12 protein-coding genes and 1 pseudogene are annotated in these 14,998 nt (G+C 39.3%); 12 read left to right on the top strand and 1 reads right to left on the bottom strand.

Annotation, left to right across the window (positions count from 1 at the left end):
- Window positions 1-208: 208 nt before the first annotated feature.
- From HC179_RS12820 to HC179_RS12810, 3 genes are read left to right on the top strand one after another with little or no spacing between them, the layout of a single operon-like run.
- Window positions 209-901 carry a response regulator transcription factor gene (locus tag HC179_RS12820; protein ID WP_168864657.1) on the top strand — a complete coding sequence of 231 codons (693 nt, stop codon included), beginning with the start codon at window positions 209-211 and terminating at the stop codon, window positions 899-901.
- Window positions 879-3,116: a sensor histidine kinase gene (locus HC179_RS12815; protein WP_168864656.1), complete on the top strand. Its 2,238-nt coding sequence runs from the start codon at window positions 879-881 to the stop codon at window positions 3,114-3,116. Before HC179_RS12820 ends, HC179_RS12815 begins: the two co-directional genes overlap by 23 nt.
- A 1-nt stretch (window position 3,117) precedes the next feature.
- Window positions 3,118-3,624 (top strand): sigma-70 family RNA polymerase sigma factor, encoded by a 507-nt coding sequence (locus HC179_RS12810; protein WP_168864655.1) that lies wholly within the window; start codon window positions 3,118-3,120, stop codon window positions 3,622-3,624.
- Window positions 3,625-3,752: 128 nt separating this feature from the next.
- On the opposite strand, the gene HC179_RS12805 is transcribed toward HC179_RS12810, so the two are convergent.
- On the bottom strand, window positions 3,753-4,403 hold the full coding sequence (locus tag HC179_RS12805) for a hypothetical protein (RefSeq protein WP_168864654.1): 651 nt from the start codon (window positions 4,401-4,403) through the stop codon (window positions 3,753-3,755).
- 270 nt (window positions 4,404-4,673) lie between these two features.
- Here HC179_RS12805 and HC179_RS12800 point away from each other — a divergent pair, with 270 nt between their 5' ends.
- The 9 genes and pseudogenes from HC179_RS12800 (at window position 4,674) to HC179_RS12760 (ending at window position 14,979) form a co-directional block, all read left to right on the top strand.
- Window positions 4,674-5,471 carry a transporter substrate-binding domain-containing protein gene (locus tag HC179_RS12800; RefSeq protein ID WP_168864653.1) on the top strand — a complete coding sequence of 266 codons (798 nt, stop codon included), beginning with the start codon at window positions 4,674-4,676 and terminating at the stop codon, window positions 5,469-5,471.
- Window positions 5,472-5,780: 309 nt separating this feature from the next.
- Window positions 5,781-6,407 (top strand): amino acid ABC transporter permease, encoded by a 627-nt coding sequence (locus HC179_RS12795; protein WP_168864752.1) that lies wholly within the window; start codon window positions 5,781-5,783, stop codon window positions 6,405-6,407.
- Entirely contained in the window at window positions 6,400-7,122 is a 723-nt protein-coding gene (locus tag HC179_RS12790) for an amino acid ABC transporter ATP-binding protein (RefSeq protein ID WP_168864652.1), read from the top strand. Before HC179_RS12795 ends, HC179_RS12790 begins: the two co-directional genes overlap by 8 nt.
- Before the next feature lie 746 nt (window positions 7,123-7,868).
- A pseudogene (locus tag HC179_RS12785) lies at window positions 7,869-8,438 on the top strand (peptide-methionine (S)-S-oxide reductase MsrA); the annotation flags it as partial.
- 256 nt (window positions 8,439-8,694) lie between these two features.
- Window positions 8,695-10,566, top strand: coding sequence for an oligoendopeptidase F (gene pepF, locus HC179_RS12780; RefSeq protein WP_205825317.1), 1,872 nt, complete (start codon window positions 8,695-8,697; stop codon window positions 10,564-10,566).
- 89 nt (window positions 10,567-10,655) lie between these two features.
- The gene (locus HC179_RS12775) at window positions 10,656-11,621 is read left to right on the top strand and encodes an aromatic acid exporter family protein (protein WP_168864651.1); all 966 of its coding nucleotides are present in this window, start codon (window positions 10,656-10,658) and stop codon (window positions 11,619-11,621) included.
- Between the two features lie 57 nt (window positions 11,622-11,678).
- Window positions 11,679-12,185 (top strand): L,D-transpeptidase, encoded by a 507-nt coding sequence (locus tag HC179_RS12770; protein WP_168864650.1) that lies wholly within the window; start codon window positions 11,679-11,681, stop codon window positions 12,183-12,185.
- A gap of 475 nt (window positions 12,186-12,660) precedes the next feature.
- Entirely contained in the window at window positions 12,661-14,136 is a 1,476-nt protein-coding gene (locus HC179_RS12765) for a 4-hydroxyphenylacetate 3-hydroxylase family protein (protein WP_168864749.1), read from the top strand.
- 93 nt (window positions 14,137-14,229) lie between these two features.
- The gene (locus HC179_RS12760; RefSeq protein WP_168864649.1) at window positions 14,230-14,979 is read left to right on the top strand and encodes an IclR family transcriptional regulator; all 750 of its coding nucleotides are present in this window, start codon (window positions 14,230-14,232) and stop codon (window positions 14,977-14,979) included.
- Window positions 14,980-14,998: the final 19 nt, after the last annotated feature.

The following is a 14,998-nucleotide window of genomic DNA, read 5'->3' as shown; positions in this document are numbered from 1 at the left end:
ATACAAAACAGAAAATACCTTACTTCTAAATATATTTTAAGTTTAATTCTTATATTTAATTAATGTTTCCATGTTTCCCACTTCGCAACAATTATATAATAGGTTAGTAACTTAAGAAATTCTTAAGAAAATACTTCAATAATACTTAAGATTTACCATATATGATGTGTACATAGAGAAACAATGGTAAGTGGGAGAAGGGTGAGAGATGGCGAACTATACGGTGTTGGTAGTAGATGATGAGAAAGAAATAAGAGATGCGATTGAAATTTATTTAAAAAATGAAGGTGTAAAGGTCTTAAAGGCTCAAGATGGGGTGGAAGCGTTAGAAATGCTTCATGAAAAAGAAGTGCATCTAATTTTACTAGATGTGATGATGCCGAGGCTTGATGGTATTTCTGCAACGCACAGGATTCGTGAAGAAAAAAACATTCCAATCATCATCTTAAGCGCAAAAAGTGAGGATACCGATAAAATCCTTGGGCTGCAGGTTGGAGCGGATGATTATGTGACAAAGCCGTTTAATCCAATGGAGCTTGTCGCTAGAGTGAAATCGCAGCTCAGGAGGTATGTCACACTTGGTACGTTTGAAGGAATCAAGAAAGTCATTGATTTGAACGGACTGACCATTGATAAAGAATCCAAGGAAGTTACGGTTCAGGGAGATCCGGTCAAGTTGACGCCGATTGAATATAAAATAGTGGAGTTATTGATGACCAATGCCGGACGAGTATTTTCCATCAATGATATTTACGAGCGGGTATGGAATGAGCCTGGCTACAATGCAGAAAATACAGTGGCGGTACATATTCGAAAAATTAGAGAAAAGATTGAGATAGATCCAAAAAATCCAAGATATTTAAAGGTGGTATGGGGGATTGGGTACAAGATGGAGAAATAGAATAGTAGCTTTCTGTATGTCACTAGTTTTTGTTAGTGCGCTAAGTGGAAGCTTTTATTTTATCTATAATCTAGATAGATTTAATCAGGAAAGTTATTTTAAAACGGAAGAATTTCAGCAGGAACTTGCGCAATATGCCAATTATTTAATTACCAGCGAATTAGGAACGTTATCTGAAGAGAGTGTTAAAGAAAAGATACACGTCTCCATGGAAGAAATAGAAGAACATCGTTATAAATATGGTTCTTTGGATGCTCAACTTGATAACATCCGCTATCAATATGAGGAGCGACTTCAACTTGCAGAGGATGGCGAAATAAGCGAGCAACCAGAAGAGATAGTAGCTGAAAGAGATGAAAAATTAGATGACATTCAAAAGAACTTTTCAAGTGATGAACATGTAGAGAAGAAAATAAGATCAGAAAAAGAAAAAATAGTGGAAGAGTATTTTGCTAGAGATTCAAATTTTGATTTGTATCCTTCAAGATTTTACGACGATTTCCAATACTTTTTTGAGCAAGGTGAAAAAACTTTTACTAATACCGCTGTTCATAATTCATCAATGGATCAAGTGTTCAATGAGAGCAATATGTTGTATGTTACCAAGTATAAAATATCAGGTGAGGACTATTTTCATTCCACTAATTGGCCGTATGAGGACTGGTTATACCAAACAATTGCAGATGTAAGAGGGGATTTTGAAGGGACGATAGGGGTTCCAAAAGAACTTGCTTCGGACAGTGAGCTAATGACAGCTAGAAATAGTTATGAAAAAAACAGAATGTGGTTCTGGAGACTAGGGATAGCATCATTGATTGTTTTATTGATTTGGTTTGTCGCGATGATTAAAGTGGTTTCCATACCAAAAGAACGAGGGAGATGGCAAACACTATATGACAAAATTCCAGTTGACTTAAGCGTTGTTGTGGCGGGAATATCAGCTTTATTACTCTTATTCAGTTTAACATGGGTTCATGATTGCATTAATCAGCTAACCTATAGCTCCACTATGTATCTGACCGAATTTGTAATAAGTATATTTATCTCTACTATTTTAAGTTTACTCACTTACGTCCAGTTACGCTATTTGTTTGCTAGTATGAGGCGTATATCTGACTTCAGAGAACTATGGAAGAGTAGTTTGTTCTTCATTATTTTTAAATTCTGTAAAAAAGCATACGATCGCATCTATGAAGTTATTAAGGAGGCCTTCCTAAATACAACTACAGGCATACAAGTGTTCATTCTCCTTGCGTTAGTATTTGGATTAGGCTTTGGATTCTTTATGATCTTTATTGATATAGCTTTCTTCCTACTATATTTCCTCTTTGCTATTTTCATAGGAGTGCCGACGTTCATTCTTTTAGTAAAAAGTGTCGGTTATTTCAATAAGATTTCCATTAAAACAGAGGAGATGGCATCAGGTAAACTAGGGGAGCCAATAGAAGTGAAAGGGAATTCCATTCTTTCTAAAATGGCAGCAAACCTAAATGTATTGAATCAAGGGGTTAAGGTATCTTTAAACGAGCAGGCAAAAAGTGAGCGCTTGAAAACAGAGCTGATTACAAATGTCAGCCATGATCTTCGAACACCGTTAACCTCCATCATCACTTACACGGAGCTTTTGAAGAAAAACGACCTGACTGCTGAGGATCGGTCCGCGTACCTTGAGATTATTGATAGAAAGTCACAACGTTTAAAGGGACTAATTGAGGATTTATTTGAAGTTTCCAAAATGGCGAGCGGGAATATCGAGCTTGTAAAAGAGCGTGTAGATTTAAACCAGCTCCTTCAACAAGCCTTGGCAGAATATGATGATTCATTGAAGGAATCAAATTTGCAATTTCGAGTTGCCAACACGGATAAACCTTTATATGCCATGGTGGATGGACAGAAATTGTGGCGTGTATTTGATAACTTGATAGGAAATATCGTGAAATACTCACTGGAACATTCACGAGTCTATATACAAGTCCAACAGATTGAAAACAAAGCAAAAATTACGTTTAAAAATGTATCAAAATACGAATTGAATGATCAAAGTGAAGAACTATACGAACGCTTTAAAAGAGGAGATACCTCCAGACATACAGATGGTTCTGGACTTGGCCTTGCTATTGCAAAATCTATCATCGATCTTCATGAAGGAAGTCTTGATATTGAAACGGACGGCGATTTATTTAAAGTGAATATCGGTTTGAGAGTGGTGGAATAAGGTGGATTTCACGACAATATATAATGAGCATTATGACAGAGTGTTTTACGTGAGCTTAGCCGTTATTCGCGACCGCCAGTTGGCTGAAGACAATGTGCAGGAAACTTTCATAAAGGCGTATAAGAAATTGGAAAGCTTAGAGGAAATTGAAAAAATAGGAGCTTGGCTCTGCGTGATTGCTACGAGAACAGCTATTGATTTTGTCAGACGAGAGCGAAAAAACAAAGGATGTCCGATGGAATTAGAGGTCTTAGATTGTCTAGGAAAAGAAGCAGGTCAAAACGTGGAAGCAGAAGTAGAAGTGAAACTGTTGAAGGAGCTCCTAGATGAAAAGATGGAAGAATTCACAACGGAAGACAAGAAACTGCTCGTTTTAAAAATGGAAAGAGGATTAAAAGAGCGGGAAATTGCTAAGGCGTTAGAGATGAATCCAGCTACTGTCAAGTCAAAGATCCATAGAGCTCGAAGGAAATTAAAAGAACAGATGGCAGTAGAATTGAGTGCTTAATCATATTAGTGCAGGGACTACTTTCTTAATAAGTGCTCCCTGCACTTTTTTTAAAGGAATTTGTATAAATGTTTTAATAGAGAAGTTCTTACGAGGACAAACTCCAAGGGGTACATAAACTGGTTTTATTATTTTGATTCAAAATCACGTTGATCTCTTTCATCCAATTTTGCAGATATTTCTTCAAGTATCGCTTCAATGTCCTTAGTTTGATCATTTTCTATTCTTGTTAAGGTAGCGTTGATTTCATTAAACCTGTCGTTTACATCATGCCTGAATAAATAGAATTCCTCGCGAAGTGTGCTAGTAGTATTTCTCAAAGAATGGAGTTCTTCTTTTATCTGGTGCTGTCCTGCAGAAAGCATGAATGTTTTTTCACCAAGTACGCTAATTTCTTCCTTCATAAGCATCTGATTCTCACAGAGTGTGGAAGTTTTCTCGTTAAGTTCGCGAATCTCATCCTTCATTAGGATCTGATTGTCAGAGAGGATGGAGGTTTTCTCGTTAAGTCCGCGAATCTCCTCCTTCATTAGGATCTGGCTGTCAGAGAGGATGGAAGTTTTTTCGTTAAGCCCACGAATCTCCTCCTTCATTAGGATCTGGTTGTCAGAGAGGATGGAGGTTTTTTCGTTAAGCCCACGAATCTCCTCCTTCATTAGGATCTGGTTGTCAGAGAGGATGGAAGTTCTGTCGTTCAACTCACTTAGATCTTTTTTCATTTCATCTTTAAAATCCAACATCCTATTTAAAATCAAGTCCAATTTAGCATCTGTGTTCATCTTAAATCACCTCTCTTTTCTAGTTCATTGTAATTATAACATGAACCTAGACTAATGGAATTATAACAGAATGTGAATATTTCAGAATAATAAAAATATAAAAATATTATTTATCTTTATTAACTATATTGCATAAATATTAACATGTGTTAAAATACATTTATCCGAATAAACATACATCGCAATTATACTTGATTTAAATGTAGGTTTGTTTCATAATTAAATTAAATTTTTACTTTTTTCTGAAAAAGAGAATAGGGGGAAATTATTGTGAAAAAATGGTTTGTGTATTCATTTATTAGTATTTTAGTAGTAGGTTTGTTGTCCGCTTGTGGAACTTCCGGCAATGGCGATGAAACAAGTGGAGATGGAGAAGGGGAAGGAGAAAATAAAGTGTTAGTAATGGGAACTTCCGCTGACTATCCGCCATTTGAGTATATCGACACGGAAGCTGGAGAAGAGATTATCGGTTTTGACGTTGATCTTGCGAAAGCTATTACAGAAGAGCTTGGTTATGAATTGAAAGTTCAAGATATGGATTTTGGAAGTTTAATCACTGCGATGAAGTCAGGTAACATTGACCTTATTTTGGCAGGTATGACACCTACAGAAGAGCGTGCAGAGCAAGTTGATTTTACAAATGTATATTATACTGCGAATCACATGATTGTTTCATTGAAAGATAGCAATATTACTAGTTTAGAAGATTTAGAAGGTAAAACGGTTGGCGTACAAATGGGATCCATTCAATATGACAAAGCGGAAGAAATTGCAGAAGAAGTGAATATCACTATTGAAAACCGCGACCGCATCCCACAAATTGTACAAGATCTAAAAACTGGTCGTTTTGATGCAGCTATCATTGAAGATACAGTTATGAAAGGCTTCATGGAAAAAGATGCTGATTTGACTGGTTTCACGCTTGAGTCTGATGAAGAAGGATCTGCGATTGCCCTTCCTAAAGGCAGTGAATTAACGGAGGAATTTAACCGAGTTCTGAAAGAGATGGAAGAGAACGGTGAGATGGAAAAGTTAATTAACAAATGGTTTGGTGGAGAAGAAGAATAAGCTTTCATGTAATCAAAAGGGTGCAGTATTTGCCCTTTTGATTTTCTTGTTAGTATGAGAATACGGTTTTACACCGCTGATGATTTCCGTGCAAGGCTTCGTTTTCCACGGGGCGCTTGGGTAGCCTCCTCGGCAAGCCTGCGGGGTCTCCCCTAAGCACTACCTCCCGTAGGAGTCTTCGCCTCTCACTCCAATCATCCGCTCTTAAACTGTATATTCATACTTGCCTTGTTATTTAGGTAATTTGACAGAAAGGACTGGTAGCACTTGACGATTGACTTCTTAGATTTTAGTGCCATCACAGGTTCCATGGATTATATTCTTGCTGGTGTGAAGGTTACGCTTCAAGTCGTATCACTTGCTGGGATACTAGGATTTATCATAGGAACGCTGTTGGCTTTATGTAAAATCGGTAGAATTAAACTACTTAAGATTTTTGCGGATGTTTATACATCCATTTTCCGAGGAACACCGCTTGTTCTTCAATTAATGTTAATATTTTTTGGATTGCCGCAAGCAACTGGTATAACGTTTGAACCGGTAACTGCTGCCATTCTTGCTTTCGGGTTAAACTCTGGGGCATATATCTCGGAGGTAATTCGTGCAGGGATAATGGCTGTTGATAAAGGACAGAGAGAAGCGGCTATGGCCTTAGGTGTGCCATATCGCCAAATGATGAAAGACATAATTTTACCGCAAGCATTGAAAAATATTTTACCTGCACTAATGAATGAATATATAACTCTTACAAAAGAATCAGCAATAGTTACGGTTATCGGGGTAATGGATGTTATGAGACGCTCCTTTATGACTGCTTCTAACACGTATGCATATTTGGAATCATTTATTTTTGCCGGACTTATCTATTACGTACTAGTAATGATCCTGACGTTCATTGGCAAGCTCATTGAAAGGAGAATGAGACGCTATGATTAAAATAGAAGAATTACACAAATCCTTTGGCAAGCTAGAGGTGCTTAAAGGAATTTCTACTCAAATAAAGGCTGGGGAAGTAGTGGCAATCATCGGGCCGTCTGGTTCTGGAAAGTCCACATTGCTTCGTTGTATGAATCTACTTGAAGAGCCAACTTCCGGTCATATCTGGATTAAAGAGCAAGATGTTGCAAATAAGAAAACGAATATCAATAAAGTACGTCAGAATCTTGGGATGGTATTCCAACACTTTCACCTGTTTCCTCACAAGACGGTTCTTGAAAACCTAACATATGCTCCTGTCTCAGTAAAAGGAATTGGAAAAAAGGATGCGGAAGCAAAAGGGATGGATCTCCTTGCAAAAGTTGGCCTAGCTGAGAAAGCAAAAGAATATCCTAATCGTCTGTCAGGTGGTCAGAAGCAGCGTGTAGCCATTGCCCGCGCACTGGCTATGGATCCGGAAGTTATGTTGTTTGATGAACCAACTTCCGCACTGGACCCGGAAATGGTAAAAGAGGTTCTTGAAGTTATGAAGTCACTAGCGCAAACGGGAATGACGATGGCTATTGTGACACACGAAATGGGCTTTGCACGTGAGGTTGCTGACCGCGTATTGTTCCTTGATGATGGAATGTTAGTGGAGGATGCGCCGCCTGCTGAGTTCTTTACCACACCGAAAACAGAACGTGCAAAGGTGTTTTTGGAGAAGATGTTGTAGGAATAACGAGGGACCAGCTCTAGTTTGAGGAGCTGGTTTTCTTTTTTTGTATGAGGACAAAGTTAGCGAGAAAAGAGAAACATTGTCCTCATAGAGCGTGAATGAGGACAAAGTTAGCGAGAAAAGAGAAACATTGTCCTCATAGAGCGTGAATGAGGACAAAGTTAGCGAGAAAAGAGAAACATTGTCCTCATAGAGCGTGTATGAGGACAAAGTTAGCGAGAAAAGAGAAACATTGTCCTCATAGGGCGCGTATGAGGACAAAGTTAGCGAGAAAAGAGAAACATTGTCCTCATAAGGCGTGTATGAGGACAAAGTTAGCGAGAAAAGAGAAACATTGTCCTCATAGGGCGTGTATGAGGACAAAGTTAGCGAGAAAAGAGAAACAATGTCCTCATAGAGCGTGTATGAGGACAAAGTTAGCGAGAAAAGAGAAACATTGTCCTCATAGAGCGTGTATGAGGACAAAGTTAGCGAGAAAAGAGAAACATTGTCCTCATAGAGCGTGAATGAGGACAAAGTTAGCGAGAAAAGAGAAACATTGTCCTCATAGTGCGTGAATGAGGACAAAGTATTCTAAAAAAGAGAAATATTGTCCTCATACAACAGCTTCCCATACATAATTATTCGTGCTAACTTAAAACTAACAAATAATAACTCCTCAAATGAAAGGAGCACATACAATGATCAATCGCGACCACAGCCTCCAAACGGCTACTCTTGGCATGGGCTGATTCTGGGGAACAGATGCCCGGTTCGGGTATTTAAAAGGAATCATTCGCACAAGAGTTGGTTATGCAGGCGGAACTACACCTTCTCCCACCTACAAACAAATGGGAGATCATACAGAGTGCTTACAAATTGATTATGATCCTACCTTAATAACCTTTGATGATATAGCCCGTCACTTTTGGAGCTCCCACAATTCTAATCGTGGAAACTATAAGGGGAGGCAATACTTATCGGTATTTTTATACCAAGACATCGACCAAAAAGATGCTATAGAAAAAAATAAAACAGAGATCCAAACTAAAAACTCACAATTAATAGGGACAGAAATTGCACCACTTGTTCATTTCACTCTTGCTGAAGAGAAACATCAGAAATATTACCTGAAAAGATATTCTAATGCTACCCAAAAACTTAGAGAGCACTTCCTGACTGAAGAGGCCTTTACAGATGCAACTTTGGTAGCGAGGCTAAACAGTTTTGTAAAAGGATATGGTACACTATCTTCCTTGAAAGAAGAGATTATGCATTGGGATAAAGAAGAAGCGGGCAAAATAATTTCCTTGGTGGATGCATTGAAATGGTAGGGGGATTTGCACGTTGCTTCATCTCTACCCGCCAGGATAAAGACTCTTCCATCGCGAAATAAACCCCAAGAATGTCTTCATGCACCTTATGAAGACACTCATCACAAATCTAGCCCAAAATTGTCTTCATCCATCAACATCACTCCCTTCACTCCCAAAGAGGTCACGCCATCCTCATCCTAAACAAAATGTATAGAAAAAGCTGGAAAACAAACACTAACCCTTAGCAGAAGACTAAGGGAGGACCACAATAAAAATGAAAACCACACGAATCATTACATCTCTATTAATAACCATCATTCTAAGCTTCACTACAACCCTAACCTACGCAGAAAGCCCAACCTACAAATCGCGCGCTGATATTCCAACTGAATATAAATGGAATCTCCAGACTCTATATAAGAATGAAACGCAATGGAAACAGGATGTATATAAAGCTAAAAAGTTAGCTGACCGTTTTGCCAAAAAAGAAGAAAAACTGGACAATGATAAGCAAATCCTAAATTTACTAGAGGATTACTTTGAACTGTTTCGTTTGATGGAAAAAATCTTTGTCTATTCCCGAATCAATTTGGATGTGGATATTAGCAATACTTCAGCCCAGGCCTTATCTGATGAAGGCCAAAACATGATGGTATATGTGGTGGAGAGGACAGCATGGTTTTCAAATGAATTACAGGAGATAGAAAAAGATCAATGGGAAAAGCTCATGAAAAGTCCGAAACTAACTCCTTATTACAATCACTTACAAGACACCTATGATGAAAAAATTCATTCCTTGCCACCGGAAATGGAAAAGATGCTAATAAAGACGATGCCAATTGTAAATGCACCTAGCGAGCTTTTTACGATGATGTCTAAAGACCTTGTCCTCCCAAGTTTTACGGTAAAGGATAAAGTGTATGAAATGTCGGCACCTTTATATTCTGTCTATATGTCGAGCAAGGACAGGGAAGTGAGGAAGGCTGCTTTCCAAACGTATTACAAGACCCTTGAAAATTACCAAGATACCTTTGCTTCCATGCTTGCCAATGTCGTAAAGGCGAATAACTTTTTTGCCACAACGAGGAACTATCCTTCCTCATTAGAAGCGCATTTAGAGGGCAACGATATTGACCCGAAGGTTTACACACAATTGATTGACACCGTTGAAGAAGGCCTTCCGTTATTTCATCGGTATCTTACATTGAAAGAGAAATATGTTGGCATCGCCGACTCCATGCACATGTACGATCTTTCTGCACCATCTCCTTATACCAAAGAGGAAAAGATTCCATATGAGGAGGCAAAGGAAATAGTAATAAAGGGATTATCGCCAATAGGTGAGGCATATATAAAAACGCTATCAAAGGGGCTCTCTTCCAATTGGGTGGATGTTTATAACACACCTGGTAAAGCAACAGGGGCTTATCAAATAGGTTCTTATGATTCCCACCCATTTGTCTTATTGAATTATCAGGGGCTTCCAAGCGACGTGCTGACTCTGGCCCATGAGATGGGGCATGCGATGCATTCTTATTTTTCCAATGAAAATCAACCTTATCAGGATGCAAGATACGTGACGTTTACGGCAGAGGTTTCCTCTACATTGCAGGAGCATCTTCTTCATAAGCAGTTGATGGATGAAGCAAAAACGAAGGAAGAAAAAATTCATGCCCTCTATCAATATTTAGAGGATTTTCGAGTTACGCTTTTCCGTCAAACGCAATTTGCGGAGTTTGAAAAGATTATCCATGAAATGGGGCAAAATGAAGAACCGTTACATGCAGAAGCCATTAAAGCAGTCTATTATGACCTAAATAAAAAGTATTATGGAAAAGACATGGAAGTGGATAAGGAAATTGCCATGGAATGGGCCAGAGTACCTCACTTTTTCCATTCAAGTTTCTATACGTATCAATATGCAACAAGTTTTGCTGCATCCGCAGCGCTTGCAGAGCAATTGGAAGAAGGCGGAACTGATGCGCAGAATAAGATACTGAAAGAGCTATTTTCTTCAGGTGGCAGCCTACCCCCAATTGATATTTTAAAGCGGGCAGGAGTGGATATGAGTCAAAAAGAGCCAATCGAGGAATCGTTGAAAAGGTTTGAAGAGCTGGTCAATGAATTTGAGAAGCTATTGCATTAATACCGATAAATAAACAACTCCCTCCAATTTTCATGTATAGTAGTACTATGTGATATGTTGAACAAACGAAAGTCGGGAGAGTTTTATGGATGAGAAAATTTAAAATCGGATACCGCACAGCAAAGACCGCCCTCGGTACAGGGATTGCAATCAGTATTGCACAGTTATTAAACCTGGATTTTTACGCTTCAGCTGGAATCATTGCAATCCTCTGTATCCAAAATACAGTAAGGAAGTCATGGAAAGTGGCAACTGCCCGTTTTTTCGCATGCTCCTTAAGCCTCTTATTCGGTTTTGTGTTCTTTGAGTTATTAGGGTACAATCCGGTATCCATAGCGCTTCTTTTATTATTTTTTATACCTGTTACGGTGATGCTCAGAATCACAGAGGGTATAGCCACCAGTTCCGTCATACTTCTTCATGTTTATTCAGTGGAGGCTTATTCAATAGGACTTGTCATCAATGAACTAAGCATCATTTTCATAGGCATAGGAGTCGCTCTCATTATGAATACTTATATGCCAAGTGTGGAAAAGGAATTGAAAAGCTACCAGTTGCAAGTAGAGGAAAACTTTCATAAGGTGTTTTCGGAGATAGCCTATTTTCTTCGTCATGGTGATCGTGGATGGGGTGGGCAAGAGATACCAGAAACGAATAAGATATTAAAAGAAGCGAAAAGTTTGGCCTTCCGTGATGTGGAAAACCACTTCAGACGGGAGGAAAATCATCATTATTTTTATTTTAAAATGAGGGAAAAGCAGCTGGATGTCATGGAACGGATGCTTCCTATAGTAGCTTCAATAGAACATAATGTGGAGCAAGCTCACATGGTAGCAGATTTTATAGAGGATCTTGAGCATGCCATTCACGCAGGAAATACTGCATATCTATTCTTGCAACGCTTGCGCGATATGCACGAGGCCTTTCAAGAAATGCCGCTTCCACAATCCCGTGAAGAGTTTGAAACGAGAGCGGCTCTTCGTCATCTCCTAAAAGAATTTGAACAATACTTAATACTTAAAAGTGATTTTATCGGTTTGGAAACAACGAAGTAAGCGAATGGAATGAACACCTTTCAACCACACTATACCTAAAAGGCAGGTGGATGGAAGATGTTCATTTTTTCATTAATTTTCGCACTGGTGACCTCACCACTCTGGCCGCTTGGACCAAATCCTCTTCCAGGCGATCCATATATTATTGTTAATAAACAGACCAATCAGCTTGCGTATATTCAAGGTGAAGAATTGAAAGAAGTCCATACCGTAGCCACAGGTAAATCGAAAGAACTTACACCTGAGGGTGAGTTCACCATTATAGTAAAAGCAATTAATCCTTACTATCGCAAAAAAGACATCGCTGGCGGCGATCCAAAGAATCCCCTTGGCACAAGATGGATTGGTTTTGACGCAGAAGATACCGATGGCAGGACTTATGGAGTGCATGGAACGAACAATCCGTACTCCATTGGAGGCTATGTGACACAAGGGTGCATTCGGTTGGAAAATAGAAATGTGGAAGCTTTGTTCGATAGGGTGCCTGTTGGGACGAAAATATGGATAGTGAAAACTGGGAAAACTTTTGAGGAGCTTGGGAAAGAGAAGGGTGTATTGAGGTGAACAAACGGTAGTTCCTCTACTTTTTAATTTTATGGCTCTGTTAAAGCATACTGTTGATTTTTGCAGCAACCTAGTTGTTGATTGGAGCAATAGGCGAAGACTCCTCGAAAATGGTACGCTTTTCTTCGTGCGATGTTTCTCTGTCATAGCCTTCCTTGTCCTGAGGGAGATAGCGTTTAGGAGACCCCCCAGTCGAAAGTCGAGGAGGCTCCCCAAACGCCCCTAGGAAAGCGAAGCCTAGTGCGGAAATCAACCGCGGTGTTTAACAGAGTCAGTTTTATATAAGAGTCAGTTCTTTTTTATCAAAAAGAACTGGCTTTTTTTATTGAGATTTCACTATTTGAAATTTTCTAATTGTTTAGATAAATTTTTCATCCTATAGTTTAGGAAGAGAGTTTGTAGGGAGGTGAAACTACATATTCTTGGAGACAGAGTGCAACAAAATGAAAGCGATTTCAATAAAGGGGGAATTGGAATGGGAATCAGGACAGGGGAGCAATACATTAACTCGTTAAGAGCAAGAAAGCCTGAAGTCTGGCTTGGTGGTCGGAAAGTTGAGGATTTATATAACGAAGATGTGTTCAAGCAGCCAATTCATGAAATTGCCAAACTTTATGACATGCAGTTTGATCCCGAGTATCAGGATAAGATAACGCATGTGTGTGAAGAAACAGGGGAACGGGTGAATAACGCGTTTCTTGTACCTAGGTCCCATGAAGATCTTATGGCCCGCAGCAGGTTGTTTGAGGCTTATGCACGTGCAACATTCGGACTGATGGGAAGAACTCCGGATTTCTTGAATGTAGTGGTCACCTCGATGGCAAGCAACTCTTGGTTTTTGGATAAATACAATCCGGATTGGTCCGTAAATATACGAAACTATTACCGTCATATCAGGGATAATGATTTATTTTTAACACATGCAATCATTAATCCGCAAAATGATCGAAGTAAAGCTTCCTATGAACAAAAGGATTTGTTTACCCATTTAGGGACAGTAAAGGAAACGAAGGATGGGTTAGTTGTTAGAGGTGCCAAAATGTTGGCAACATTAGCTCCTATCACAGATGAAGTGATTATCTATTCTTTCCCAGGGTTCCAACCTGGTGATGAGAGGTATGCACTTGCATTTGCCATTCCTATTGATACACCAGGATTACGGATTATTTGCCGTGAGCCGATGCAGGATGGAAAACGATCTGTATTTGATCATCCGTTGGCTTCTAGGTATGAAGAAATGGATGCTATCCTTGCGTTCGACGATGTATCGGTGCCGTGGGACAGAGTATTCATGTATAACAATGTGGAAGCGGCCAATTCCTTATATCCAATGACAGGAATTGCTCAACAGCCTGCGCATCAATCAGGGGTCAGAGGGTATGTGAAACTGGCCTTTGCAACAGAAGTCGCATGTAAAGTAGCAGATTCCATTGGAGTAGATGGATTTTTGAATGTGCAAAATGATCTTGGTGAACTGGTTCAAGCAGTAGAAACAATTCGAGCACTATTACGAGTATCCGAATATGAGTATGAAGTGACAAAGGATGGAGAATACCGTCCGGCACCGGCACCTCTTGAAACCATTAGAGGCCTATTACCAAAAATGTACCCACGCGCAATCGAAGTGATGCAAATTATTGGAGCAGGTGGTTTGCTGATGTCTCCTACAGGTGCCGACTTCGAAAATACAGAATTACGCCCAGATTTAGACAAGTATTTTGGAGGACGAGAAGGAGTGTCAGCAGAAGAACGTGTTCGCATATTTAAGCTGGCATGGGACCTTTGCGGAGAAGCTTTCGGCCAACGCTTATTACAATACGAACGCTATTATACCGGGGATCCAATCAGAAAAAGAGCAATTTTTTACAATCAATACAAACGTAAGAGTAAATTCGATATGGCTGAACAAGCTCTGAAGGTTACAACTAAACCAGAAAAAAATCTCATCTGAAATAAAGGGAAATGGCGTTCTGTGTATAAATATTAGAATATTAGTTATATTCTGATATTTGTTGTAGAACTTTGATGAAAAAGGGGCGAAGACATGATATCCTCTGTGCTGAAAGTAGCAAAGATTCTGAACTGTTTTACAGGGAATGAGCCAGTTTTGGGTAATCGGGAAATTGCGGAGAAGTTAGGGATGAATGTAAGTACGGTCCATCATATTGTCAGTACGCTATGCCATGAAGGAATTTTGATACAGGACAGCAAAAAGAAATATCGGCTCGGCTGGAAATTGCTTGAGTGGAGTAATCATGTCATGTATCAGCAGGACATATACAGTGAAGCCATTCCAATCGTGGAGGACTTGGTCCGCCAGTACAACGGTACCGTCCATATCGGTATGTTTGATGCTGGGGAGGTTCGTTTTGTCCTGAAGGTTTCTGCCAAAAATTCCGTACCTGTTCCGACTTTTGTCGGTGCCCGCAAGCCTGCTTATTGTACAAGTACAGGAAAGATTTTATTGTCTTTCAATCCATCATTCATCCAACCTACTATTTCTAAAGGCCTGTTGCAAAGAGCGCCAAATACCATCACTTGTGTGAAAAAGTTAAAAAGAGAATTAGAAGAAATAAGAGAACAAGGCTACGCCATCAGCAATAATGAAAATGAATTGGGGTTATACGGAATTGCTGCTCCTATTCATTCTTATACAGGTCAAACAGTAGCGGCTCTGAATATGGTTGGACCGATATCTTATATGCAAGGAGAGCAAAAACAGGCCATTATTCAAAGTGTTTTACGGACATCCAGGCAAATTTCAAAAGAACTTGGTTATATTAGCGCAATTTGATAGCGCTTACAAAATAATG

Source organism: Bacillus sp. RO1, assembly GCF_012524115.1.
GTDB lineage: Bacteria > Bacillota > Bacilli > Bacillales > Bacillaceae_I > Sutcliffiella_A.
Note: the sequence above shows the minus strand (reverse complement) of the source record. Positions and strands in the feature narration are given on the sequence as shown.

Excerpts from the sequence above, each read along its gene's own strand:
- HC179_RS12770 (WP_168864650.1), top strand. The coding sequence starts at position 11,679 with ATGTTCATTTTTTCATTAATTTTCGCACTGGTGACCTCACCACTCTGG.
- HC179_RS12820 (WP_168864657.1), top strand. The coding sequence starts at position 209 with ATGGCGAACTATACGGTGTTGGTAGTAGATGATGAGAAAGAAATAAGA.
- HC179_RS12775 (WP_168864651.1), top strand. The coding sequence starts at position 10,656 with ATGAGAAAATTTAAAATCGGATACCGCACAGCAAAGACCGCCCTCGGT.
- HC179_RS12765 (WP_168864749.1), top strand. The coding sequence starts at position 12,661 with ATGGGAATCAGGACAGGGGAGCAATACATTAACTCGTTAAGAGCAAGA.
- pepF (WP_205825317.1), top strand. The coding sequence starts at position 8,695 with ATGAAAACCACACGAATCATTACATCTCTATTAATAACCATCATTCTA.
- HC179_RS12805 (WP_168864654.1), bottom strand. The coding sequence starts at position 4,403 with ATGAACACAGATGCTAAATTGGACTTGATTTTAAATAGGATGTTGGAT.
- HC179_RS12760 (WP_168864649.1), top strand. The coding sequence starts at position 14,230 with ATGATATCCTCTGTGCTGAAAGTAGCAAAGATTCTGAACTGTTTTACA.
- HC179_RS12795 (WP_168864752.1), top strand. The coding sequence starts at position 5,781 with ATGGATTATATTCTTGCTGGTGTGAAGGTTACGCTTCAAGTCGTATCA.
- HC179_RS12790 (WP_168864652.1), top strand. The coding sequence starts at position 6,400 with ATGATTAAAATAGAAGAATTACACAAATCCTTTGGCAAGCTAGAGGTG.